This window comes from Bacillus sp. C1, from assembly GCF_054570475.1.
Map to the genome: position 1 here is coordinate 49,802 of NZ_JBTMZT010000005.1, position 23,186 is coordinate 72,987.

Annotated in this window: 20 protein-coding genes and 1 riboswitch; of the genes, 13 read left to right on the forward strand and 7 right to left on the reverse strand. The window is 36.2% G+C overall.

Annotated features, from left to right (window positions below; translation table 11 throughout):
- The first annotated feature begins 153 nt into the window (after positions 1-153).
- The 3 genes from ACX5JI_RS16365 (at position 154) to ACX5JI_RS16375 (ending at position 3,752) form a co-directional block, all read left to right on the forward strand.
- The gene (locus ACX5JI_RS16365; protein WP_459502090.1) at positions 154-1,515 is read left to right on the forward strand and encodes a sigma-54 interaction domain-containing protein; all 1,362 of its coding nucleotides are present in this window, start codon (positions 154-156) and stop codon (positions 1,513-1,515) included.
- Positions 1,516-1,912: 397 nt separating this feature from the next.
- Complete coding sequence (locus tag ACX5JI_RS16370) at positions 1,913-3,364, forward strand: NAD-dependent succinate-semialdehyde dehydrogenase (protein ID WP_459502091.1); 1,452 nt, start codon at positions 1,913-1,915, stop codon at positions 3,362-3,364.
- A 67-nt stretch (positions 3,365-3,431) separates the two neighbouring features.
- Complete coding sequence (locus ACX5JI_RS16375) at positions 3,432-3,752, forward strand: DMT family transporter (RefSeq protein ID WP_459502092.1); 321 nt, start codon at positions 3,432-3,434, stop codon at positions 3,750-3,752.
- 42 nt (positions 3,753-3,794) lie between these two features.
- On the opposite strand, the gene ACX5JI_RS16380 is transcribed toward ACX5JI_RS16375, so the two are convergent.
- Entirely contained in the window at positions 3,795-5,024 is a 1,230-nt protein-coding gene (locus ACX5JI_RS16380) for an aminopeptidase (RefSeq protein WP_459502093.1), read from the reverse strand.
- A gap of 285 nt (positions 5,025-5,309) precedes the next feature.
- Here ACX5JI_RS16380 and ACX5JI_RS16385 point away from each other — a divergent pair, with 285 nt between their 5' ends.
- Both ACX5JI_RS16385 and ACX5JI_RS16390 read left to right on the forward strand, forming a co-directional pair.
- Positions 5,310-5,579 (forward strand): hypothetical protein, encoded by a 270-nt coding sequence (locus ACX5JI_RS16385; protein WP_459502094.1) that lies wholly within the window; start codon positions 5,310-5,312, stop codon positions 5,577-5,579.
- Complete coding sequence (locus ACX5JI_RS16390) at positions 5,518-5,868, forward strand: phosphatase PAP2 family protein (protein WP_459502095.1); 351 nt, start codon at positions 5,518-5,520, stop codon at positions 5,866-5,868. The genes ACX5JI_RS16385 and ACX5JI_RS16390 overlap by 62 nt, the downstream gene beginning before the upstream one ends.
- A gap of 505 nt (positions 5,869-6,373) precedes the next feature.
- Here ACX5JI_RS16390 and ACX5JI_RS16395 read toward each other — a convergent pair.
- Complete coding sequence (locus ACX5JI_RS16395; RefSeq protein WP_459502096.1) at positions 6,374-7,492, reverse strand: polysaccharide deacetylase family protein; 1,119 nt, start codon at positions 7,490-7,492, stop codon at positions 6,374-6,376.
- 525 nt (positions 7,493-8,017) lie between these two features.
- Positions 8,018-9,214, reverse strand: coding sequence for a NupC/NupG family nucleoside CNT transporter (locus ACX5JI_RS16400; protein ID WP_459502097.1), 1,197 nt, complete (start codon positions 9,212-9,214; stop codon positions 8,018-8,020).
- A gap of 203 nt (positions 9,215-9,417) precedes the next feature.
- A riboswitch (purine riboswitch) is annotated at positions 9,418-9,519 on the reverse strand.
- A gap of 121 nt (positions 9,520-9,640) precedes the next feature.
- Here ACX5JI_RS16400 and rlmD point away from each other — a divergent pair.
- From rlmD to ACX5JI_RS16425, 5 genes are all read left to right on the forward strand, one after another.
- A complete protein-coding gene (gene rlmD, locus ACX5JI_RS16405; RefSeq protein ID WP_459502098.1) occupies positions 9,641-11,017 on the forward strand; it encodes a 23S rRNA (uracil(1939)-C(5))-methyltransferase RlmD in 1,377 nt (458 codons plus the stop codon).
- Positions 11,018-11,239: 222 nt separating this feature from the next.
- A complete protein-coding gene (locus ACX5JI_RS16410; protein WP_459502099.1) occupies positions 11,240-12,229 on the forward strand; it encodes a tRNA dihydrouridine synthase in 990 nt (329 codons plus the stop codon).
- Between the two features lie 343 nt (positions 12,230-12,572).
- A complete protein-coding gene (locus tag ACX5JI_RS16415; RefSeq protein WP_459502100.1) occupies positions 12,573-13,421 on the forward strand; it encodes a pyridoxamine kinase in 849 nt (282 codons plus the stop codon).
- A 188-nt stretch (positions 13,422-13,609) separates the two neighbouring features.
- The gene (locus ACX5JI_RS16420; protein WP_459502101.1) at positions 13,610-14,128 is read left to right on the forward strand and encodes a YehS family protein; all 519 of its coding nucleotides are present in this window, start codon (positions 13,610-13,612) and stop codon (positions 14,126-14,128) included.
- Positions 14,129-14,249: 121 nt separating this feature from the next.
- The gene (locus tag ACX5JI_RS16425; protein ID WP_459502102.1) at positions 14,250-14,957 is read left to right on the forward strand and encodes a M48 family metallopeptidase; all 708 of its coding nucleotides are present in this window, start codon (positions 14,250-14,252) and stop codon (positions 14,955-14,957) included.
- 278 nt (positions 14,958-15,235) lie between these two features.
- On the opposite strand, the gene ACX5JI_RS16430 is transcribed toward ACX5JI_RS16425, so the two are convergent.
- Together ACX5JI_RS16430 and ACX5JI_RS16435 are read right to left on the reverse strand one after the other, a co-directional pair.
- Positions 15,236-15,931 (reverse strand): GNAT family N-acetyltransferase, encoded by a 696-nt coding sequence (locus ACX5JI_RS16430; RefSeq protein ID WP_459502103.1) that lies wholly within the window; start codon positions 15,929-15,931, stop codon positions 15,236-15,238.
- A gap of 14 nt (positions 15,932-15,945) precedes the next feature.
- Complete coding sequence (locus ACX5JI_RS16435; protein ID WP_459502104.1) at positions 15,946-17,055, reverse strand: mandelate racemase/muconate lactonizing enzyme family protein; 1,110 nt, start codon at positions 17,053-17,055, stop codon at positions 15,946-15,948.
- Positions 17,056-17,493: 438 nt separating this feature from the next.
- Here ACX5JI_RS16435 and ACX5JI_RS16440 point away from each other — a divergent pair, with 438 nt between their 5' ends.
- The 3 genes from ACX5JI_RS16440 to ACX5JI_RS16450 all read left to right on the forward strand — a co-directional run bounded on the left by ACX5JI_RS16440 (position 17,494) and on the right by ACX5JI_RS16450 (position 20,924).
- The gene (locus tag ACX5JI_RS16440; RefSeq protein ID WP_459502105.1) at positions 17,494-18,600 is read left to right on the forward strand and encodes a M20 peptidase aminoacylase family protein; all 1,107 of its coding nucleotides are present in this window, start codon (positions 17,494-17,496) and stop codon (positions 18,598-18,600) included.
- Between the two features lie 85 nt (positions 18,601-18,685).
- Entirely contained in the window at positions 18,686-19,303 is a 618-nt protein-coding gene (locus ACX5JI_RS16445; RefSeq protein ID WP_459502106.1) for a class I SAM-dependent methyltransferase, read from the forward strand.
- Between the two features lie 178 nt (positions 19,304-19,481).
- Complete coding sequence (locus ACX5JI_RS16450) at positions 19,482-20,924, forward strand: WD40/YVTN/BNR-like repeat-containing protein (RefSeq protein ID WP_459502236.1); 1,443 nt, start codon at positions 19,482-19,484, stop codon at positions 20,922-20,924.
- Positions 20,925-21,137: 213 nt separating this feature from the next.
- Here ACX5JI_RS16450 and ACX5JI_RS16455 read toward each other — a convergent pair whose 3' ends face one another.
- Positions 21,138-22,142, reverse strand: coding sequence for a FecCD family ABC transporter permease (locus tag ACX5JI_RS16455; RefSeq protein WP_459502237.1), 1,005 nt, complete (start codon positions 22,140-22,142; stop codon positions 21,138-21,140).
- A complete protein-coding gene (locus tag ACX5JI_RS16460) occupies positions 22,142-23,179 on the reverse strand; it encodes a FecCD family ABC transporter permease (protein ID WP_459502107.1) in 1,038 nt (345 codons plus the stop codon). The genes ACX5JI_RS16455 and ACX5JI_RS16460 overlap by 1 nt, the downstream gene beginning before the upstream one ends.
- Positions 23,180-23,186 lie beyond the last annotated feature (7 nt).

Below are 23,186 nucleotides of genomic sequence, written 5' to 3' on the forward strand. Positions count from 1 at the left end.
ACTTATAAAGTGCGTATATAACATATTTGTGACCAGTCTAGTTTGTTTTGTTTAAAAAACAGAAAATTCCCTTAAATTAAGGTTTCACTTTATAATAAAATGTAGGTGATAATAAAGTGAAGTGGTGGACCTTGAATTTGAGGAGTGGCTGGGATGGTTGCAGAAAAGGAACGAGTATTTATGGATTTAAAAGATGTATTTGAATATGCATTTGATGAAATTTTTGTCACGGATGAGGAAGGTACTGTTGTTCGTGTAAATAGCACATGTGAAAGACACTATCAATTATCTGCTAAGGAGTTAATAGGTAAGCATGTAAAAGAGTTACAAAAAGAAGGGGTTTTTTATCCATCCGCAACACTGGAAGTGATTGAAAAGAAAAAGCCGATTGAACTTGTGCAGACAACAAAATCGGGAGAGTGTTTGCACGTTCGCACGAGACCTGTGTTTGATGAACAAGGAAATTTACGCAGAGTGATTAGCTATTCGCGGGACCTCACTGAACTCTACCAATTAAGAAAAAAGGTAGAGGAGATGGATAATCAGTTAAAGACATATAAAAAAGAGTTAAGAGAAACGTATGAACATGAAGGGCTTATTTTTAAAAGTATAGTTATGCAAAAAATAGTCGCAACAATTAAAAAAGTATCTGTAGTAGATAGTACGGTCCTTATTTTAGGTGAGACTGGAGTAGGGAAAAGTAGATTAGTACGTCATTTACATGAAGTGAGTCATCGGAAAAATGAAATGTTTTATGAAATTAATTGTGCGGCATTACCGACAAATTTAATTGAATCAGAACTGTTCGGTTATTCAGGTGGCTCATTTACAGGAGCAAATCGTGAAGGGAAAAAAGGGATTTTAGAGCTAGCCCATAAGGGAACGCTTTTCTTAGATGAGATTGGTGAAATGCCTCTTGAAATTCAAGCGAAGCTGTTGCAAGTATTACAGGAAAAAACGTTCCGTCCGGTAGGAGGAAGAGAATTAAAAAAAGTAGATGTTCGTATTGTGGCAGCTACGAATAGAGATCTAGCTGAAATGGTAAAACAAGGAACATTCAGGAAAGACTTATATTATCGTCTGAATGTAATACCGATTCAAATTCCTCCACTTCGTGAGAGAACGGAAGATATTTTACCTTTAGTTTATCACTACTTACAACACTTTAACGAAAAATACGGGCGTGATGTGAAATTGTCTCCTAGCACTTTACAAATGTTTGTAGGGCACTCTTGGGAAGGAAATAATAGAGAAATAGAAAACATAATTGAACGCATTGTCATTACTGCAGACAATATTGTCACGATAGAAGATTTACCATTATCTATGCAAGAATCAACAGTCGAACAATCTGGTCAAAGCCTGTATAAAATGCTAGAAGAAGTAGAACGGAATATTATTATTAAAGCGTATAAAACATATGGATCAAGTTATAAAGTTGCAGAGTTTTTGAAAATAAGTCAATCGGCGGCAACTAGGAAAATTAAGAAATTTGTCGGGGAAGAAATTGTATAAATATATAAATACAAACTGAAAAAATGACATAAAACCATTCTTTTTAGGTGGGAGAGAGGATCCGGCCATGCATAGAAGCGGTCAGCCCCTCTTCCTGCCCCATGCTAAGTAAAAACAAAGAGAGAAAATGAGTGTAGTTCACTTTTTGTTCCTCATAGCAGCGGGTTATGTGTCGAAAAATCAAAATGGATTTATATACAAATAGAAGCGGTCAGGCCCCTTTTTCCGTCCTGTGCCGAGTAAATGTCATTTTGCTAACTTATACGTTGGAGATATATGAAAAAATGATATTAGAATAAAATGGTTTTTGAAGGTTATTTCTTTGTTCCTATGCTTTTTTGAAAGTATGATAGAAATATAGAAAGAAATGAAGTGAATATAAAGGAGGAAGAGAACATTGGATAAGAAAGTGACATATGTAAATTTAGAACAGAAAGCTATGTATATAAATGGAGAGTGGGTCAAGCTACAAGAACAAATTGAGATTAATAACCCTGCAACACAAGAAGTCTTTGCAACTGTTCCGAAGGGTGGAGTTACAGAAGCAAAGCAAGCTGTAGATGCTGCACATGATGCGTTTAAATCTTGGTCAAAATTAACAGCTGCTGATCGTGCACAAAAATTAAAGAAGTGGTTTATGTTAATTGATGAAAATAAAGAAGAAATTGCGGCGATTATGACAAAAGAACAAGGAAAGCCGTTTACAGAAGCGCTTGGAGAGGTAAACTATGCAAATAGTTTTGTAGAGTGGTATGCAGAAGAGGGAAAACGAGTATATGGTGAAATGATTCCGGCTTCTCATCCAAATAAACGCATTTTAGTAACGAAGCAGCCTGTGGGCGTTATTGCAGCGATTACACCATGGAATTTTCCAGCTGCAATGATTACAAGAAAAGTTGCACCAGCACTTGCAGCAGGCTGTACAGCAGTTGTAAAACCTGCGAGCCAAACGCCGTTAACAGCATTTAAATTAGCTGAATTAGCGCATGAAGCTGGTATTCCAAAAGGTGTTTTAAACATTGTAACAGGTAGTGCAAAGGCAATTGCTGATACTTGGATGGAGGATGGACGTGTAAGGAAAGTTTCATTTACAGGCTCAACTGAAATTGGAAAAGAGTTAATGGCTGGAGCAGCGAAAACGATGAAGAAAGTTTCGCTTGAACTAGGTGGTCATGCCCCATTTATCGTAATGAATGATGCAGATTTAGATAAGGCGGTAGAAGCAGTGATTGGTTCGAAATTCCGTAATGCTGGGCAAACATGTATATGTACAAATCGCGTATTCGTACAAGAAGCGGTGTATGGAGAATTCACGATGAAATTCCAAAAAGCAGTAGGGCAGCTTAAAGTAGGAGATGGATTTGGAGAAGATACGACTGTAGGGCCACTTATCGATGCAAATGCTGTAGAAAAGGTGCAGGAGCATATTGAAGATGCAATTAAAAAAGGCGGCGAAATTTTGAACGGGGGCCAAACACTTCCAGAATTAAATGGTCACTTCATTGAGCCAACTGTCATCGGATATGCAAATGATACAATGTTATGTATGACTGAAGAAACATTTGGACCAGTCGCACCAGTTGCAAAGTTTGAAACGGTAGAAGAAGTAATTGAGCGTGCGAATAACACACCATATGGCTTAGCGGCTTATGTATTTACAAAAGACATTAGCCAAGCTTTTCAAATTAGTGAAGCGTTAGAATATGGAATTATTGGCTTAAACGATGGACTTCCATCTGTTGCGCAAGCGCCATTTGGTGGATTTAAGGAAAGTGGAATTGGGCGCGAAGGTGGTCACTTCGGAATCGAAGAGTATTTAGAAGTTAAGTATATTTCGTTAGGATTGTAATCTTGTTTAAACAGAAATAAAAATAGTATACTAGAGTCTCTATAAGTTAACAGATAAGGGGATCTAGATGATATATTGGTTATTATTACTTATAACGATTATATTCGAAATTGCTGGAACTGTTGCAATGAAACTATCAAATGGTTTAACAAAGCTTGTTCCAAGTGTATTGATTTTCATATGTTATGGCATTTGTTTTAGCGTATTTGCCATTGTTGTAAAAAAGATTCATTTAAGTATTGCCTATGCGATTTGGTCTGGTTTAGGGACACTATTTATTACAATTATTAGTGTATACTTTTTTAAGGAGCATATTAGCTTATTTCAAGTATTTTGTATCCTTTGTATTGTACTTGGAGTAGTAGGGCTGAAAGTATCAGCATCATAAAAAAAGGCCGTTTTCTAAAGTGAAAACAGCCTTTTTTGTTCCTTAAAACGCCCAGTTACCTTTACGGAAAATCGGTTCATGTTTACCATCAGCGGTAATGCCGTCGATATCAAGTTCAGCAGAACCAATCATGAAGTCTTCATGCGTAATACTAGAGTTTGCGCCATTTTCAGCAAGCTCTTCTTTTGTCATTGTTTTACCACCTTCTAAGTTAAAAGCATACGCATTTCCAATTGCTAAATGGCAAGATGCATTTTCATCAAATAATGTATTGTAGAACAAAATATTTGTATTAGAAATTGGTGAATCATGAGGTACTAATGCAACTTCTCCTAAGAAATGAGAACCTTCATCTGTCTCAACTAAATGTTTTAAAGCCTCTTCGCCCATATCAGCTTTATAATCTACAATACGCCCGTTTTCGAATGTAAGTGTAAAGGTATCGATAATATTGCCGCTAAACACTAACGGTTTCGTGCTCGATACTTGCCCATTTACACCTGTTTTTAATGGCATTGTAAACACTTCTTCTGTTGGAATGTTAGCCATAAATGGTACATTTTTTTCATTTAGGCTCCCAGCTCCAGCCCACACGTGTTTTTCTGGAAGTTCAATTGTTAAATTCGTTCCAGGGCCTGTATAATGAAGAGCTTTATAATGTTTTTCATTTAAGTAATCTACTTTTTTATGTAATAGTACATCATGCTCTTTCCATGCTTCTACTGGGTTTTCTAAATTCGCGCGAGTTGCTTGGAAAATCGCATCCCACAATTTTGCTTCTTGTTCTTCTGATGCAACATCAGGGAAAACTTTGGCTGCCCATTCTTTCGTAGGAACAGAGATCACACACCAGCTTACTTTATCAGCTTGTACATAATCGCGGTATACTTTCATGGCTTCTCCAGCAACCTTATGAGCACTTGCAATTTTTTTAGCATCTACACCTTTTAATAAATCTGGATTTTCTGCATAAATAGACATAAATGCCGCGCCTTCTTTTGCAAGTTCTTCCCGTGCATGAGCCTTCCAAGCAGGAAATTCTGAGAATGCTTCTTCAGGAGCTAAATCAAATTTCAAACGTGTTAATACTTCGTCGTTCCAATCTACATATACATGCTTTGCACCTGATTTATATGCTTTCTCTGTAACAAGACGGACAAATGGAGCCGCCTCAAGAGGGGCGTTAATAGATAATGTTTGTCCCGGCTGAATATTAACACCGACATTTACTGCAAGAGCAGCATATTTTTCTAACGTTTGTTCAAATGACATATGGTAATCTCCTTTTTTGTGAAATGTGTATTATATCTATAATACACAAAATATTCAAAAATATAAACAGTCCCTTAACGCCATATTTGTACGGGATATCGTAAGAAAAGGGCGATAATATGGAGCAAGATTCAATTCGAAAAAGAAAAGATTGTTACCCATATATAGATAAAAAATGTGAGGTAGGACTGATGTCTCCATGTGAGCGTCTGAATGAGACATTTCACGTTCGTCTCCAAGCCGCAAAGTATCAAAGGAATATTCCTTTAGCAGTTCAATTATGTAATGGAGATAAAAAAACGTTTTCATGGGAAAATTGCTAGTTTTTCCAAATCCTTACCGCGTAATGCTTTAGGTGAGGTCGATATAGATGCTTATAAAAATTTGATTAAAGCACTTAAGAAGGGAAACCCGAATGATTTTGAACATATAACACTTGGCGGTGTAATAAAGCTTGCTTATGGATTCGAAGGGGCTGATTCACATCATTTAAGTGTGGCAGTACCACCAGCTTTTAGTAGGAGCTGGTGTGACAATATTAAAGGCGTTTTTTAATGAGTCGTTTGTCATTCCAGAACCAGTTATAGCAAGTTCTGACGGTCAGCCGTTACTTTCTTATTCAGGAGAGTCTTTAACGGTTGGAGGAGAGTTGAATAAACTTGCTACGAATATTGCCATTGGACGAGATACAGCTGGCGTCCAATGGCGCTCTGATGGCATAGAAGGTTTACATCTTGGGGAAGCAGTAGCAATAGGAACTTTACAAGATTACAAAGCAACCTATAACGAGAATTTTCAGGGCTTTTCTTTTACTAAGTTTAATGGTCAGTCTATAACGATTTAATGAATAGTATAAAAAATGAGTACAATAGGAAAAATATTGGACTCATTTTTTAGTTATATGAATCTCGGTTTGTTGGTAAGTTACAATACTTTCCTTATATTTTCTTATAACGATGATCTTCTATTGTGTATTATTTTTTTGATAGCATTTTAGAAAAATGAAGATCCGTAATGAAAATTATGAGGATTTACTTCGAAGTCGTTTTCTTTTTACAGGTTTGTTCAACGTGATGAGCATGTAGCCGACAACAAAGAGGAGAGGGATCAAAAACACGTAACTAGGGATGCCCAACACATAATAACTTTTTATGCTTAAAAATAATAAATGTAGGAATTCAAAAAGAGCATGTACTTTCATAAAAGCCTCCAATAACCTTTTTTACAAATTATAACAGTTAAAGAGGGGGGGCTACATAGTTAAGGCTATTATTTAAGCTAACTTTAAAGTTAGCTTAAATAATAGGATAGAACAGGCTACTTTTATAAAAAAGTAGCCTGAAAAAAGATTAATACTTTTCTTTTACAAGTGATATAAACTGCGCCATTGTTGTATTTGGTCCAACAAAATGACGTTTAATTAAGTATTGTTCATTCGGTGTGCCTTTTGTAATGTGAGTACCATGGTCCGTCGTTACGGCAAACTCGTAATGTTTTTTTGTTGCTTCTACAGCTTGGTCATTATAAGAACCTACCGGATAGGCAAGGGCAATGATTTTTTTTCCTGTCAGATTTTCAATTTTTTCTTTAGATGTGCGTAATTCTTCATCGTAATTGTTTGTGTAAGCCATCATTGTATGATTAGCGGTATGAGATTGAATAGAAAAAATACCTGAATTAAGCATTTGTTTGACCTCGTCTGTTGTAAGGCGATTTGGTTTATCGATATCATTTGAAACAAGGAACTCTGTTGCTGCTGGTTGGAATCGATCATCTTTTAATTTTTGCAAAATATGAAGGGCATTCATATTATTTTTTCGACCATCATCCATTGTTATAAAGATTGGTTTATTGACACGATTTACATCACTCCAACGTTCAAACGTTAACATTGTATAACCGTTATCTTTTAAATACTGCATATGTTTTTCAAATTGCTCTGGTGGTACATATAATCCTAACTCGCCGTCGCTTGGTCCAGGGTATTTCTCAATAGCGTGGTACATAAGGACAGGTACATATTGTTGGAATGTAATCGTAGATTTTACTAGCGGAACTTCTTTGTTATCTTCTTTTATCCCGACTGTTTCAATTTGAAATTCTCCACGCTTTAAATGAAACGATTGTAAATGAAACGGGAGAGCAAAATCACGGGTTTTATCTTTTGATACAAATGTTTGTTTACTTTCAAGCCCATCAGCTGTGCGCCAAATATTGTAACGTACTTCTTTAAAAGAATCTTTTACATTTTTTGTATAAAGTGTAGTGTTTTGTGCATTGTATTCAAATGGCTCCCATGAAATGATTCCTTGTGCTAAAGCTACTTCTACTGCTTTGGCTTGTACTTCCTTCGTTTCTTTTTGATTTTTGGAGGTTGTTTCTTTTGTCTGTTTCTCGCTAGTTGTGCTAGTATGACAACCTACGAGAATAGCAGAAGACAGTAAAGCAATGCATGCATATTTTTTCATAATATCATCCTTCTATTGTGTTTTTATCTCTCTATCTCTCTTATGTAATAGATTCTCTCTTTGTACTTTTATAAGAGACTGTTTATTCGAATATTTCTTTATGAAAAAATATTCGATACCCTTGTCCATCATATCATTATGAAATATAGAGAGGAATATCTTTTTTGGGAGAATTCGGAAAAGACGGTTCGTTCGTATGGAATTTATCCTATGCAAAATGTTTGTGAAGAAAACGAAGTGTAACTATGTAGTTTCTTGTATAAAAAAACATCTCCGAAAATAGCTATTTTCGGAGATGTTTTTAAAAACGTTGTTCTACTTTTGGGGTTGTGCTGTTGGATATTTCTTTCACTATAAACAGAAAAAATACATCTTCTTGCCGTTACTATTATATATTGATTTCTTAATATAAAAAAGGGAAATCGTTTTGAAAAGTGTATGCAATATTGCATATAAATTATATTTTTAATTATAAAAAATCACCCTAACATCCTAAAGTAAAAGGAAAGAAAGGGTGATTTGTTATTAAATAAATAATCCAGCAATTGTAGCAGATAAAATAGAAGCAAGTGTTGATGCAAATAGCATTTTCCAACCAAACTTAGATACAACACTTCCTTGTTTTTCAGAAAGGGCACGGATTGTACCGACAATCGCACCAATTTGGCTAATACTTGCGAAACTAATTAAGAATACAGTAACGATTCCAACTGTACGTGGAGATAACGTTTTGGCAACGTCTTTTAAATCAAGGATAGCGACAAATTCATTTAAGACAATTTTTGTTCCCATGATGCCACCAGCTGGGATAATATCGTATGTTGGGATCCCCATTAGGAATGCAAATGGAGCAAGAATATAGCCGAAGATTTGTTGCAATGTAATAGCATATCCCATTGCGCCTGAAGCTGCACTAATTACATAGTTGACAACTTCCATAACACCGATAAAGGCGATCATTAAAGCGGCAACGATTCCAGCTACTTTTAAACCATCTAATGCACCGTTAATCATGGCACCAATCAGGCTATCACCGAATAGACTTCTATCAAATTTTTGAATCGTTTCTTCTTCTTTTTTCGTATCAACTGGTGTTAATAATGAACAAACAATTAAGCTAGAAAATAAGTTCAGTGGCAGTGCTGCTAGTACATATTTTGCATCTAGCATCATCACGTATGATGCTGTAACAGAAGCTGAAACTGAGCTCATTGCTGAACAGCAAATGATAAACATACGGTTTTTATTAAAATGTTTTAAATCATTTTTAATAACGATTAATGCTTCACTTGAACCGAAGAATACAGAGTTTACCGCATGGAACGATTCAACGCGTGGTAAACCAGTAATTTTTGAAATGGCACCGCCGACAACACGAACGATAAACGGCAAAACGCCTAAATAACTAAAAATAGAAAGTAGTGTTGAGAAAAAGACGATAATTAATAGTACGTTGAAGAAAAAGACAAAGTCTTTTTGGATGCCGTTAAACAGGAAGTCAACACCTGTTGTACCAAGTTTAATGAGTTTGTTAAAGACTTTACTAATAAAAATAATGATTTCTTGGCCAATTTTTGTGCCAAACATAAACCAACCAATTAAAATTTGGAAAACGATCATAATAGCAATTGCACGGTAGTTGATTTTACTTTTGTTGTTTGACAAAACAAAACATAAACCTAACACGGTAAGAATACCGATAACGCTTATTACATATTGCATGTAGTTGCTCCTTTCAGAAGTTCGTATAAAGTTTGTACATAAAACGCTCATTATATGACTACTAAATAAAACAGAAGAGGCTTTATGTCATACGTAAGATGTCTGACCTTTTAGAAAAATAAAAAATAAAAAAGACCTATATGGATTTACTTTCATCTATGAGAGAAAGCTAATCAATATAAGTCTTTATATACACAAACATAATATTCATTAGTTTTCCCCATAGTCCAGCAATTTGCGGTTGCCGGGTAGAAACTCTCGATCCATATTATCAAGTATATATGAGGTAACATCGTCCGTATTAAATTATTAGTAGCGTAACATTAATAGAGAAGCATCGTCAATAGCTTTTTTTCTTCCGATAGATAAAGACCATATAAGTATGATAAAATGTAACGCAGTGTTATGAAAAAGAGAGGTCGGAAAATGAGTAATAAAATGACGCCACCAGTTGAAAAAAACGAATTTATAGATGTAGTATTTGAAGATTTAACGCATGATGGTGCCGGTGTTGCGAAAGTGAAGGGATATCCTATTTTCGTGAAAAACGGATTGCCAGGTGAAGAAGCACAAATTAAAATTATTAAAGTAAAGAAGAATTTCGCATTTGGTCGTTTAATGAAGCTTCATATAGAAAGCCCGTATCGTAAAGATGCAGAATGCCCAGTATATAACCAATGCGGCGGTTGTCAGCTTCAGCACTTAACGTATGAAGGACAATTAAAAGCAAAAGAAAAGCAAGTACGTGACGTGATGCAGCGCATCGGTGGACTTCATGATGTACCAGTGCATCCTGTTCTTGGCATGGAGAATCCTTGGATTTATCGAAACAAAGCACAAGTACCAATTGGAGAACGTGAAGGCGGACTTGTCGCAGGTTTCTATCGTCAAGGAACACATGACATCATTAATATGGAAACATGCTTAATTCAAGCAGAAGAAAACGATACATTAATTCAAGAAGTAAAACGTATTTGCGAAAACAAAGGCATCACAGCGTACAACGAGGAACGTCATAAAGGAACGCTGCGCCACGTAATGGCTCGCTACGGGCAAGTAACAGGGGAAATCATGCTTGTCTTTATTACACGTACGGCAGAACTTGCAAATAAAAAGGCAATCATTGAAGAAATTACAGCGAAGTTCCCAAATGTAAAATCAATCGTTCAAAACGTAAATACGAAACGTACAAACGTAATCTTTGGAGATACAACGACAGTACTGTACGGATCAGAATATATTTATGACTTTATCGGTGACATTAAATTTGCGATTTCAGCACGTTCATTCTATCAAGTAAACCCAGAACAAACGAAAGTACTATACGATAAAACGTTAGAATACGCAAAGTTAGATGGTAACGAAACAGTAATTGATGCATATTGCGGAATCGGATCAATCTCGCTGTTTTTAGCGCAAAAAGCGAAGAAAGTATACGGCGTTGAAATTGTCCCAGAAGCAATCGAAGACGCAAACCGTAACGCAGCATTAAACAACATGACAAACGCTGAATTCGCAGTCGGAGAAGCAGAAGTAGTCATTCCAAATTGGTACAAAGAAGGCGTAATCGCCGACACAATGGTCGTCGACCCACCGCGTAAAGGCTGTGACGAAGCACTACTAAACACAATTATCGACATGAAGCCAAAACGCGTCGTATACGTATCATGCAACCCAGCAACATTGGCACGCGACTTAAAAGTACTAGAAGAAGGCGGATATAAAGCACAGGAAGTACAACCTGTTGATATGTTTCCGCATACGACTCATGTGGAGTGTGTGGCTTGGCTTAAGTTGGTATAATAGAAAAGCAGTTGATATAGAAAAAATCTATACCATCTGCTTTTTGGTTTATAAAAATACCATTCAGGCCCGATTTTAATTAAAATAAACATTGTTGATTTTCACAAATTATAAATGTCCAAATGGACTGGTGTTTGATAATAAGCTATTGTAACATTTGGCTTTATGTTATTTGACTGAGAGTTTGAATTTGTATTCATAGTGAGAGGATTTGAGTTTGAAATGATAGATAATTTTTGGCGTGATTTACCACGACCATTTTTTGTACTTGCACCAATGGAAGATGTGACAGATGTTGTTTTTCGTCACGTAGTAAGTGAAGCCGGTCGACCGGATGTATTTTTCACAGAGTTTACAAACTCGGATAGCTATTGCCATCCAGAGGGTATGAAAAGTGTGCGTGGCCGTTTGATTTTTACAGAAGATGAACAGCCAATGGTGGCACATATTTGGGGGGATAATCCCGAATATTTCCGTCAAATGAGTATTGGCATGGCAGAGCTAGGATTTAAAGGCATCGATATTAATATGGGCTGCCCAGTACCGAATGTGGCATCGAGAGGGAAAGGTAGTGGTCTTATTCTACGTCCAGACGTTGCGGCAGAACTTATTCAAGCGGCAAAAGCGGGCGGATTACCTGTCAGCGTAAAAACACGACTTGGCTTTAAAGAGTTAAGTGAGTGGGAGGATTGGTTAACGCATATTTTCAAACAAGATATTGCGAACCTTTCTATTCATTTACGTACAAGAGAAGAAATGAGCCAAGTAGATGCGCATTGGGAGCTAATTCCAGAAATCAAAAAACTACGTGACCGTATCGCACCCAATACGCTCCTAACAATCAATGGGGACATTCCTGACCGTCAAACTGGAATGGAACTTGCTGAAAAATATGGTATTGATGGCGTTATGATCGGGCGAGGTATTTTTAAAAATCCATTTGCTTTTGAAAAAGAGCCAAAAGAGCATAGCAGTAAAGAACACCTTGATCTTTTAAGACTGCAGCTTGATCTTCAAGATCAATATGCAGAAGTACTGCCACGTTCAATCACAGGGCTTCATCGCTTTTTCAAAATTTATGTCAAAGGATTCCATGGAGCTGCTGAATTAAGAAATCAATTAATGAGCACGAAATCAACAGATGAAGTGCGTTCATTGCTTGATAAATTTGAAAAGAGTGTTGATGGGACAGAGGACAGTGAAATGATGTAACTCTCAAAAAGTTAGAGGGGAAATGAATCACATCAACCCATGTGTACTTATTTTAAAATAAAGCAGCCAGCTCTCTAATAAGGGAGCGCTGCTTTTTTTAGTTTTTTGAGAAGGATTAGCGAAACTATATTGAATCCGAATATTTCCCAGCGATATCATAAGAGATGCTTTCTACTAGTGAATGTAGAATTGGAGGCGTAAGTTTTTTAGCGTTAGAAAACTATTTAACTTAGTTGAAAGGTAAGTGGTGTAGTTTTCCTCGGGATGATCGGGAATGTTCCCTGTTTTTTATTTTTGATAATATGAATAAAGCTTAAGTGGGATAGATCTTATGGAGGTTATTATGAAAAAAATCGCTGTAATACAGGATTTATCATCTTTTGGAAAATGTTCATTAACAGCCGCGATTCCGGTTCTTTCAGTAATGGGGGTGCAGGCATGTCCTTTACCAACTGCTATATTGTCTTCACAAACAGGTTATCCAAGTTTTTTTTGTGAAGACTTTACATCTAAAATGCAATATTTCGAAGAGGAATGGAGCAAGCTTCATGTAACTTTTGATGGAATCTATACCGGATTCGTAACTGGCCGAGAGCAAATTGATAATATTTTTCGTTTTTTAGATACATTTCATACAAAAGAAACCATCTTGCTTGTGGATCCTGTGATGGGGGATATAGGTGAGGCCTATAAACTTTTTACAGAAGAATTGCTAGTGCGAATGAGAGAACTTGTGAAATGTGCAGATGTGATTACACCAAATGTAACGGAGTGCTGTCTATTAACCGGATTATCTTATGAAAAACTATATAGCTATTTAAATGAAAGTGATTTTATCGAAGCGTTAGAAGAAGCTGGAAAGACATTGCATCAAGAAACTGATGCTAAGGTGATCATAACTGGTGTGAATCCACCATCAGTAAATCCCGATAAACAGTTTATCGGGAATATGTATCTGGACGGGAATAAAACCTTTTATAGCACAATTCCGTATAATGGTAAAAGTTATTCTGGTACGGGGGATTTATTTGCCTCTGTCATAATGGGAAGCATGATGCGAGGAGAGGGTCTAGAAAAATCTGTACAGCTTGCAGAGGCTTTTTTAACAGCAGCCATTCATGATACCTCCTTGGAACAAATTTCTGAAGTAGAAGGAGTTAACTTCGAAAAATATTTGAGAATGTTATTATAAATTGAAACTTTAATCAGGATAAAATGTTAAAGTATTAATTTAGCGGACATTAGTTTAAAAGTGCCCGGAGATACAATCTTAAGGACGGTTCTTAGTGAAACTATTATATTTAACATAATAGTTTAAAGCATGTTGGAGAATGCACTTTAACTGTTGTATAAATAATTAACATTTCAGGAGGAAAAACAATGGCAATGAGCAACAACGATATATTAAAAAGAGTAAGGTATGCTCTAGATATAAAAGATACAGATATGGTAGAAATATTTAAACTTGGTGGCATGGAAGTAACGAAAGAAGAAGTAGTTGATATGCTTACAAAAGTAAAGAAAAGTCCCCAGCATGAAGCTGAAAATGCTGATGTAATCGAAGATGATTACGTATTAACATGCGATATGCTGATGTTAGAGTCATTTTTAAATGGATTTATTACTTTAAAAAGAGGGAAGCAAGATTCGAAACCAGGGCAATCGGCACCTTTACAGAGCAATGAGAGCGCCAATAATCTCCTTTTAAAGAAAATGAAAATAGCACTATCTTTAACGAGTGAGGATGTGCTTGATATATTAGATAGCGTAGGAGTTAAGGTGACAAAGGGAGAACTAGGCGCCTTATTAAGAAAGAAAGGTCATAAGAATTACAAAGAGTGCGGCGATAGATATGCAAGGAATTTCATAAAGGGATTAGCTGTAAAGTATAGAGGATAAGGAATAAGCGTTGTAACATTTATGTTGAAACAGTAAATGATATAATAGATGGAGTAGGACGTTTGTAGCCTACTCTTTTTTATTTGTAAAAATAACATGAACGAATCCTGTAGGTGATGAAATGATACATACATATTTAGGCGAGACAATTAATTTTCATATAAATTACAAGAAGAAAAAATCCGTACGTATTTACATAGATTCTTACGGAAATGTTGAAGTTCAGGCTCCTAAAGGAACACCTGTTGAATACGTAATCCAATTGCTAGAGGGGAAGTGGGATTGGATTCAGAAAACACGCAAGGAAATGAAGGCGCGAGTGCTTGGGCCACAGGAGAAAGCTTATAATCAAGGCGAGAGCTTTCTATATTTAGGGAATACATATCCGATACAAATCTCTCAAGATGCAAATGTTCAGCAAGACAATGCAGTGTTTGAAGGGGATAAGCTGCATATATATGTGAAAGAGCTTGAAGATGAGAAAATAAAACAAGCCCTAAAACGATTCTATTATCAGCAGTGTAAAGCGTTAGTAGAGAAGCGTATTAAATCTTATCAAAGTAACTTTAAAACAAAACCGCGTTCAATCCGTATTTCAGATAGTAACCGTACATGGGGAACTTGTGATTCAAATCTACAGTTAACCTTTAATTGGAAGCTGGCAATGGCACCGCCGAGCGTAATTGACTATGTAGTCGTTCACGAAATGTGCCATATGGTTCATTTGAATCATGATCGTTCTTTTTGGCGTCTTGTTGGGAAGATAATGCCTGATTATAAGGAAATGGAAGATTGGTTAGCATTATCTAGTTGGAAGATGACGGTTTAGTAGTGCGTATTATTGCTTAAAGTAGAAGAAGCTGTCCACAAAGACTTTTCGGAACAGCTTCCTCTTATTATATAGGTTGCTACTATTGTCAATCTTTGTCGGTAAATCGATATATTTTAAAAATCGCTGATATATTTGGAGTTGTGGTCGATATATTCAAAAAATCGCTGATATAATTTCATTTACTATGGCACCGTTCACCAAGAAGAAAATAAAAAGGAATACCACTTAGTCAAAGATTTCGACTTATGGGGCATTCTCTTATTTTCACATATAGATCATCGCCCAAACTTCACAACCAAATCTCCATCTATTTTCTTCATCTCATATCCACGATACCCCTCTGCAAGTAATGCCTGTTGTTCACTAGTATCATTCATCGGAATACTTTTAACATCAGTCCAATCTCCTTTTTGAACCTTACGCAACCCCTTCACAAAAACATACCGCATACTCCCGCCATACTTCTCCTTCAGCGCAGCGATCGCCATCCCTTGTGCAAACTTATCTTTTAAACTAGGGATATTAAATGGCGCAACGGTACAACAAACATAATCGTATTTGCTGCCTGTTTGTGTTAATTGTTCCATAATCACTTTTGCTAATATTTTCTGCATGCCGTTTCCGCGGCACTTTGGATGAACATTTGAGATTTCTTGATAGATAACTCGGTCTAATTCTTCATGTGTTAAACCGATATCAAGTCCTAAATGCTCTTCATCAATAGGAGGAACTAATAGGGCCCGGAATGCAATGAGTTCATCTTTTATAAAGGCACCAAGCATCATGCCGTTACCATCTAGTATATATTGAAATTCCTCGCGTAAGAGAGGTTGTAAGCTAGCTTTATTTTCTAATGCTTCAATTACAATATTTTGTAAGGATAAGATTTGTTCCATGTGATCTAAAGATAATGGTGTAACTTGAAAGCTTTGCTCGTTTTGTTTTAATGTTCCTTTATAAAGAATGTTCATAATGTGGCTCTCCTTTAACGCACAATGTCTTGAAAAACAGTTAATTCTTGTAATATATCTTCATTCACTTCAACGCCTAGTCCTGGTTCTTCGTTTAAGCGAATGAACGGTATGTCGTACGATAAATTTCCGATATCTTTCGTGAACTTTAATGGTCCTGTTAGCTCAACGCTTGTAATAATTTTTTTCGAAAAGGCAACATGGAATCCGGCGGAAGAGGCAACAGATGATTCAACCATGGAGCCCACTTGACATTCAATTCCAGCCATTTCTGCTTGATGAGCGAGTTTGACAGCGGGATAAATGCCCCCACATTTCATTAGTTTAATGTTCACTTTATCAGCTGCTTGCAGCCTAATAATTTGACGCATTTCACGAGAACTTTTTAATCCTTCATCGATCATAAGTGGAAGATCTGTTTTGGAGCGAATATAGGCCATTGCTTCAATATCGTCAGCTATAACAGGTTGTTCAATCCAGTTAATGTTTACATGCCCAAGTGAGCGCAGGGCGGTTAATGTATTTGCGCTGTTTTTCCAACCTTGGTTTACATCAACACGAATTGCGATATTATTTCCTACTCGTTCACGTACAGCCTCAATTCTCTCCACATCTTTTTTGACATCTGTTCCGACTTTCATTTTAAAAGATTGATAACCTTTATTTATCATGGACGCAGCTTCTTCTGCCATATCTTCTGGAGAAGCGATGCTTAAAACATGAGTAATCGGAAACTCTTCATGGTAACGACCGCCAATGAGTTGATAGACAGGTTGCTTTAATTTTTTTCCCATTACATCAAAGCAAGCGATGTCAATCGCAGCTTTTGCGGTCGGAACACCGTAAATCATTTGATTCATGATGTCATGTATTTTCTCGAGATTCATTGGGTTTACACCGATTAGGGCTGGTGCTAATGTATGTTTTAAAACATGGAAGGTGCTTTCCCATGTTTCACCTGTGACGTGATCATCAGCTACTCCTTCGCCATAACCGACGATTCCTTCATCTGTCTCGATTTTTACAATAATAGAAGGCATATCAGGGTAAGTGCCGTAGCTAATAATAAATGGATTGCGAAGTGGTAAACGAATTGCATAAAGATGAATGGCTGTAATTTTCATTGGATGAACTCCTTCCTTTGTAGAGGACTTGTTTATTTGGTTTTACAATGATCTATAAGAAGTTTGGACGAATGATGAATGTTATAAAAAGAATTTTCGGAATTAACCTATATATTTTATTATATTTCAAAATAAATAGGGCGACAATCTCTTGACATTTACGTGAATATTCAATATGTTTTTCGGAATAGGACTTTTATATATAAATCCAATTAAAAAACTAACATCAAACCATTCTTTTCAGATGGATGGGAGCATCCGGCCAGGCATATCGGGGTAAGTGCCTTTTTTTAGCCCCATTCCATGTGAAAACAGAAGGAGAAAATGAGTGAAGGTCTCTGTTTGTTCTTCATAACCATAATGTATCTGTTAGAAAATCAAATTGGATTTAAATACCCTTCAAAGAACTTCTTTTAGCGGAGGAAGGAGCTAGGAAAAATGAAAACAGTAGCGTTTCAAGAGCGTTTACATGAAATTTTTCAGTATTTGCATAAGCATCCTGAAATTAGTTGGCAAGAATATAATACGACAGCTTATATTACTAAATTTCTTGAAGAAGAAGGAATTTCATATACAGCTTTTGATGATTGTCCAGGAGTAGTTGCTGAAATAGGAAGCGGGAAGCCGGTTATCGCGATTCGTGCAGATATGGATGCGTTATGGCAAGAAGTAGATGGACAGTTTAGGGCGAATCATTCTTGTGGTCATGATGCTCATATGACGATTGCGCTGGGACTTATTTTGCAGTTGAAACATGCAGTATGGGAAAAAGGAACGGTTCGATTTATTTTCCAGCCAGCAGAGGAAAAAGGGAACGGTGCTTTAAAGATGGTAGAGAAGGGGGCCGTAGATGATGCAGATTACTTATTTGGTGTTCATTTACGACCAATTGAGGAGCTACCTTTAAAACAAGCGGCACCATCTATTCGCCACGGAGCAGCAGGATTTTTAGAAGCGCACATACACGGAGATGATGCACACGGTGCAAGGCCACATCAAGGGGTGAACGCTATTGATGTTATATCTATGATTAATATAGGATTGAAAAATATTTGGCTTCCCCCGCAAAAATCGTACTCTGTCAAAATGACGAAATGCCAAGCTGGCGGCGACAATTTAAATATTATTCCAGGGAATGGCGTATTTGGTTTAGATACTAGGGCAGAGAATAATATGCTACTAGAGGAGTTAATGAAAAAGGTAGAGCATGTTATTCAATCAGCTGGATCAATGGGACTGGATATTTCTTATGAATGGGTCGATATTGCACCTGGGGCAGAAGTGTCAGAAGAGGCGGAACAGTTCATGCGGAAAGGGATTCTTGCAGTATATGGAGAAGAAAGATGCGCACCACCACTTATTACGACAGGGAGCGATGATTTTCACTATTACACAGTTAAGAGACCACATTTAAAAGCGGTTATGTTAGGGTTAGGAGCGAATTTAAAGCCAGGATTACACCATCCTCATATGGTTTTTGATGAGGCTTGCATTATAGATGGTGTAAAAATATTAAAGGCAACGGTACTGGAAGCCTTAAAATAATACGATTTAAAGTAAAGGCCTGATGCAATCAGGCTTTTTATAGTGTTGTATAATGAAAGTATTATGTTTTAATAGGAGAAAACGAATGAACGAACAATACTATGATGCAGTACTAAATATAAAAACGGTAGGAGAGCAAAAAGGATTCAATAAATCTTTACATTATCATCGCTATGAACCAACACCATATAGTGCGCTAGAAGCGTTATTTCAACAATATGAATTAACAAGTAATGACCGAGTAGTTGACTTTGGATGCGGAAAGGGGCGGCTAAATTTCTATATCCACCATATATGTGGTGCTTCAGCTGTTGGGATAGAGATGAACGAGATTTTTTATAAAGAAGCGATGGAAAACTTAGAACGTTATGCGAGGAAAGCGAAGCGTAGTAAAGAGAAAATTCAATTTCAATGCTGTTTAGCACAAGAATATCAAATTGATTCACGTGACAATCGCTTTTATTTCTTTAATCCGTTTTCTGTGCAGGTGTTTATGAATGTCGTAAATAATATATTGCTTTCGGCGGAGGAAGTAGAAAGAGATATAGAAATTATTTTGTACTATCCATCAGAGGATTATATCTTTTTCCTAGAGAATCAGACGGCGTTTGAATTGAAGATGGAAGTTCGGTTGCTGGGGGCTTATGAGAAGAATGGAAATGAGAGGTTTTTAGTTTACCGGAATCATTGTAATAAAAATTAGAATGAAGAAATTAGCACTGATCTTTACAGGATAGAGTGCTTTTTTATTTGTCTTTAATACCGGTTACTTTAACTCGTACATAATCAAATGATTTATAGTAATATTTAGAAAAAAGGGTATACTTATATAATATAATGAACAAATTTGGTCAGGAGGGATTTATATACTTAGGAAAAATATAAAAAGGATATGTATATCATTATTAACAAATCCAATATTCATAATTGGATACTGGATTTTTTGTTATGAGTTAGCCTTATTTTGTATGTATGGAAGAGCTAATAATAATTTTTATATTTTACTAGCATGTATAATATTTTTTATATGTATCATTACATTTACTACAATCAGAATTATAGAAGAAAAAGAATATGACTCTAAAAAATTAATGAATAGAAGTGTATGGAAATATATTTCTATTATAATTATTGTTGTAATAACATCATTTTATGGAATGAAGATTTATAAAAGTGCAACAAATTATGGAGGCAAACTTGCATGGTTTATAGAAAAAGTAAAAAATGAAAGATCAGTTAAATTTGAACATGATAATATATATAAATATGGAGTAGAAGGTATTTTTGAAGATATAAATAAAAAATATACGTTGTCAAAGAAATTATATTTGGCAAATAATTTTGACCTTGAATTTAATTCAGATGGAACAATAACATCTTTTTATACATTTGTTTATGGGAAAAATACCGATGGGAAAGAAGAAACTTACTTAATAGATTATAATAAAAGTAAGTCACAAGATGTTACTATCATACGGAATGGATATGCAAATGCTGATTATGATGATGATAAACTAGTAGAACCTTTAATTAAAACAGTTAAGGCTATTCCAGTTAAGCAAAAAGTTAGTAGATGGAGTAAAAATAAATATGGATTAGTTTATTATGGAAAAAGGAATTGGGGATATAATAAAGAGGGAATCATTAATATTAGTGAAGACGGTAAGGAGTATAAGCTTGAAGAAGCTACTTCTGAAATAATTGGATACACTGTATCTATATTTGTTCCTGGAAAAGAGAAAGAGATAATACCTGCTAGATATCATTTAATAGGTTACCCGAATTGGAGTAAACCAAATCCAAAGATTTCTAAAGAGCAGCAACAAGAGGTAATTAATGACAAAGAACAGTTTTACCTATCAAAAGAAGTTGGCTATAAACTTAAAGTTACAGATAAAGCATTAGGTAGTACGTTTTATTCACTAAACAAAACGATTGATGGCGGTAAAACATGGGAAGTTATAAATGGAGATCCATTTGGTGAAGCACTTGGTAGTGCAGCAGGAATAACCTTTATAAATGATAAACTTGGATTTTTAGGGAGAAAGAATGCGGCTGGTACAGAGGGAGAGTTATATCGTACAGATGATGGAGGCATCTCTTTTAAAAAGGTAAGTTATATACACCATGAAGTAAAATTAGATACCGGACACTCAATAACTCCTTTTGATTTTCCAAGCATGCCTTATGAGAAAGATGGCGTATTGAATATGTTAGTTGGACAAGGATCAGATGGAGATTACAATGGTGATAGTAGCGCACTTTATCAATCAAAAGATAAAGGAGAAACGTGGGGGTACGTAAAAGAAGTTAAAAATAGTTAGAGTTAATACTAAAATGATATATATTGACCATTTTAATCGATAAGAATTCCTTCTTTCAATGTAGTGACGGTCGGGACGGATCGTATTGAGGAAACGAACTTATTGCCAGAAGAAGAGATAGTAACGCCAAAGAAAAAGTTTACAGGATATGGCCTACAATAACAGAAATAAAAAATCCCTTGAGAGAAATATTTTTCTTCTCAAGGGATTTTTCTATTTCTTCAACAACAAATACATAAAATAAGGTGCCCCAATTAAAGCAACGACAATGCCTGCTGGAATTCCGCTAGGTTCGACGATGTGACGACCGATCGTGTCTGCTAGTAGCAATAGCCATCCACCGATTAAAACGGCGATAGGCATGAACATTTGATGTCTCGGGCCTATTAAAGCTTTTGCGATGTGAGGAGCAATTAGTCCAATAAAGCTGATTCCTCCTGTTACTGAAGCGGCAGCGGCAGCTAATGCGACAGCTGCTATTAATAAGATGCGGCGTTCTTTTTCAATTTCAATGCCGACTCCAATTGCAACTTGTTCGTTCAAGGAAAGGATATTTAAACGGTTTGCTTTATAGAAAATGAATGGAATGAGTATAACTAACCAAGGAAGCATTGCTAAAACAAAGATCCAGTCATCTCCCCAAATGTTTCCGGCAATCCATTTTGAGATAAAGTCTACTTTCACACGATCAGCGGATGAAATAAGTACAATCATTGTCCCTGAAAGGGCGAATGCAAATCCAATCCCAGTTAGTGTTAACCGTATTGGCTGAAGTCCTTCTGTTCTACTATATGAAAATACGTAGATAAGAAAAGCTGTAAGAAAAGCACCGATAAATCCAACGACTGGTAGTAAGTAAATAAATGAACCTACGTCTATTGGAAAGTATAAAAAGAAAAGAGCAACTGTAACGCCAGCACCTGAATTAATTCCAAGAATACCAGGTTCGGCTAAATCGTTTCGAGTAATTCCTTGGAATATAGCTCCTGATAAAGCAAGCGCCATACCAGCTAATAGGGTAATAACAATTCTAGGTAATCTAAGGGAGTACAAAACGAATTCTTCTTTAAAAGTTCCTTGTCCCAGAAGCGTTGGAATTAATCGATCATAAGATAAAGATGCAGAGCCAAGCCCCATCCCCACTACAATTGTTGTGATAGTGAGTACAAGTAAAGCAAGTATAATAAGACGTTGTTTTTTTACAATAGATCGTTGCATCATGAGAATGATCTTCCTCCTTTACGTACGATGAATAGGAAGAATGGCAATCCTACAATAGCGACAATTGCAACAACTGGTGTTTCATATGGTGCATGAATTGTACGTCCGATTGTATCTGCAAGTAGCATAAAGGAGGCTCCGGTGATTGCTGACATTGGGATGACAAAGCGATAGTCTGGACCAACGATTGGGCGAACCATATGAGGAACCATTAAGCCGATAAATGCCATGTTTCCAACAAGTGCTACAGAAGCACCAGCAAGTAGGATGATGATAATAAATAAAATTGTTTTAATGAAAATAATTTTTTGACCTAATCCAATAGCGACTTCTTCACTAAAACTAAGAACGGTTAATTTCTTTGAAAGTAAAATAGCGATGCATATACTTACTGAAATAACTGGAATGATGATTTGGAGTTGGCTCCAAGTCGTTCCAATTACGCCCCCAGCAGTCCACATGGATACATCTTGTGAAATTTTAAAGTAAATGCCAATGCCTTCTGAAATTGCGAGTAAAAATGCTGAAACAGCAGCACCGGCTAGTACAATTCGAAGGGGAGAAAGCCCACCTTTTTTGACCATACCAATTCCGAAAACCATAATAGCGCCAATTGCTGCACCGATAAAGCAAGCAATTGTTAAGGAAAGATAACTAACAGAAGGAATAAAAGCAATTGTCAGTGCAAGTGCGGCATTTGCACCACCTGTTAGTCCAAGTAGCCCTGGATCGGCAAGTGGATTTCGTGTTAGTCCTTGCATAATAGCGCCAGATACAGCGAGGGCAGCCCCTACAAAAATGGCTGCAACCTCACGTGGTAATCGTATTTCACGAATAATGGATAACTTATCTCCTTTAGCAGAAGAGGTAAGTGCTAACCATACATCTTTTATGGTAGTATCGGCAGCACCGAATACCATTGCGACCATAAAAATAAGAGAGAATGCAACAATTCCTAAAATGAATTTGTATGTAAAAGCGGTGGAACGTATATTATCATCTTTTGTCATCAGATTCACATCATTTCTTTTCATAGAATAA

Bases quoted from the DNA above. Each gene is read 5' to 3' on its own strand.
- ACX5JI_RS16365 (WP_459502090.1), top strand. From the start codon at position 154: ATGGTTGCAGAAAAGGAACGAGTATTTATGGATTTAAAAGATGTATTT.
- ACX5JI_RS16375 (WP_459502092.1), top strand. From the start codon at position 3,432: ATGATATATTGGTTATTATTACTTATAACGATTATATTCGAAATTGCT.
- ACX5JI_RS16380 (WP_459502093.1), bottom strand. From the start codon at position 5,024: ATGTCATTTGAACAAACGTTAGAAAAATATGCTGCTCTTGCAGTAAAT.
- ACX5JI_RS16385 (WP_459502094.1), top strand. From the start codon at position 5,310: ATGGAGATAAAAAAACGTTTTCATGGGAAAATTGCTAGTTTTTCCAAA.
- ACX5JI_RS16395 (WP_459502096.1), bottom strand. From the start codon at position 7,492: ATGAAAAAATATGCATGCATTGCTTTACTGTCTTCTGCTATTCTCGTA.
- ACX5JI_RS16400 (WP_459502097.1), bottom strand. From the start codon at position 9,214: ATGCAATATGTAATAAGCGTTATCGGTATTCTTACCGTGTTAGGTTTA.
- rlmD (WP_459502098.1), top strand. From the start codon at position 9,641: ATGAGTAATAAAATGACGCCACCAGTTGAAAAAAACGAATTTATAGAT.
- ACX5JI_RS16410 (WP_459502099.1), top strand. From the start codon at position 11,240: ATGATAGATAATTTTTGGCGTGATTTACCACGACCATTTTTTGTACTT.
- ACX5JI_RS16415 (WP_459502100.1), top strand. From the start codon at position 12,573: ATGAAAAAAATCGCTGTAATACAGGATTTATCATCTTTTGGAAAATGT.
- ACX5JI_RS16420 (WP_459502101.1), top strand. From the start codon at position 13,610: ATGGCAATGAGCAACAACGATATATTAAAAAGAGTAAGGTATGCTCTA.
- ACX5JI_RS16425 (WP_459502102.1), top strand. From the start codon at position 14,250: ATGATACATACATATTTAGGCGAGACAATTAATTTTCATATAAATTAC.
- ACX5JI_RS16430 (WP_459502103.1), bottom strand. From the start codon at position 15,931: ATGAACATTCTTTATAAAGGAACATTAAAACAAAACGAGCAAAGCTTT.
- ACX5JI_RS16435 (WP_459502104.1), bottom strand. From the start codon at position 17,055: ATGAAAATTACAGCCATTCATCTTTATGCAATTCGTTTACCACTTCGC.
- ACX5JI_RS16440 (WP_459502105.1), top strand. From the start codon at position 17,494: ATGAAAACAGTAGCGTTTCAAGAGCGTTTACATGAAATTTTTCAGTAT.
- ACX5JI_RS16445 (WP_459502106.1), top strand. From the start codon at position 18,686: ATGAACGAACAATACTATGATGCAGTACTAAATATAAAAACGGTAGGA.
- ACX5JI_RS16455 (WP_459502237.1), bottom strand. From the start codon at position 22,142: ATGCAACGATCTATTGTAAAAAAACAACGTCTTATTATACTTGCTTTA.
- ACX5JI_RS16460 (WP_459502107.1), bottom strand. From the start codon at position 23,179: ATGAAAAGAAATGATGTGAATCTGATGACAAAAGATGATAATATACGT.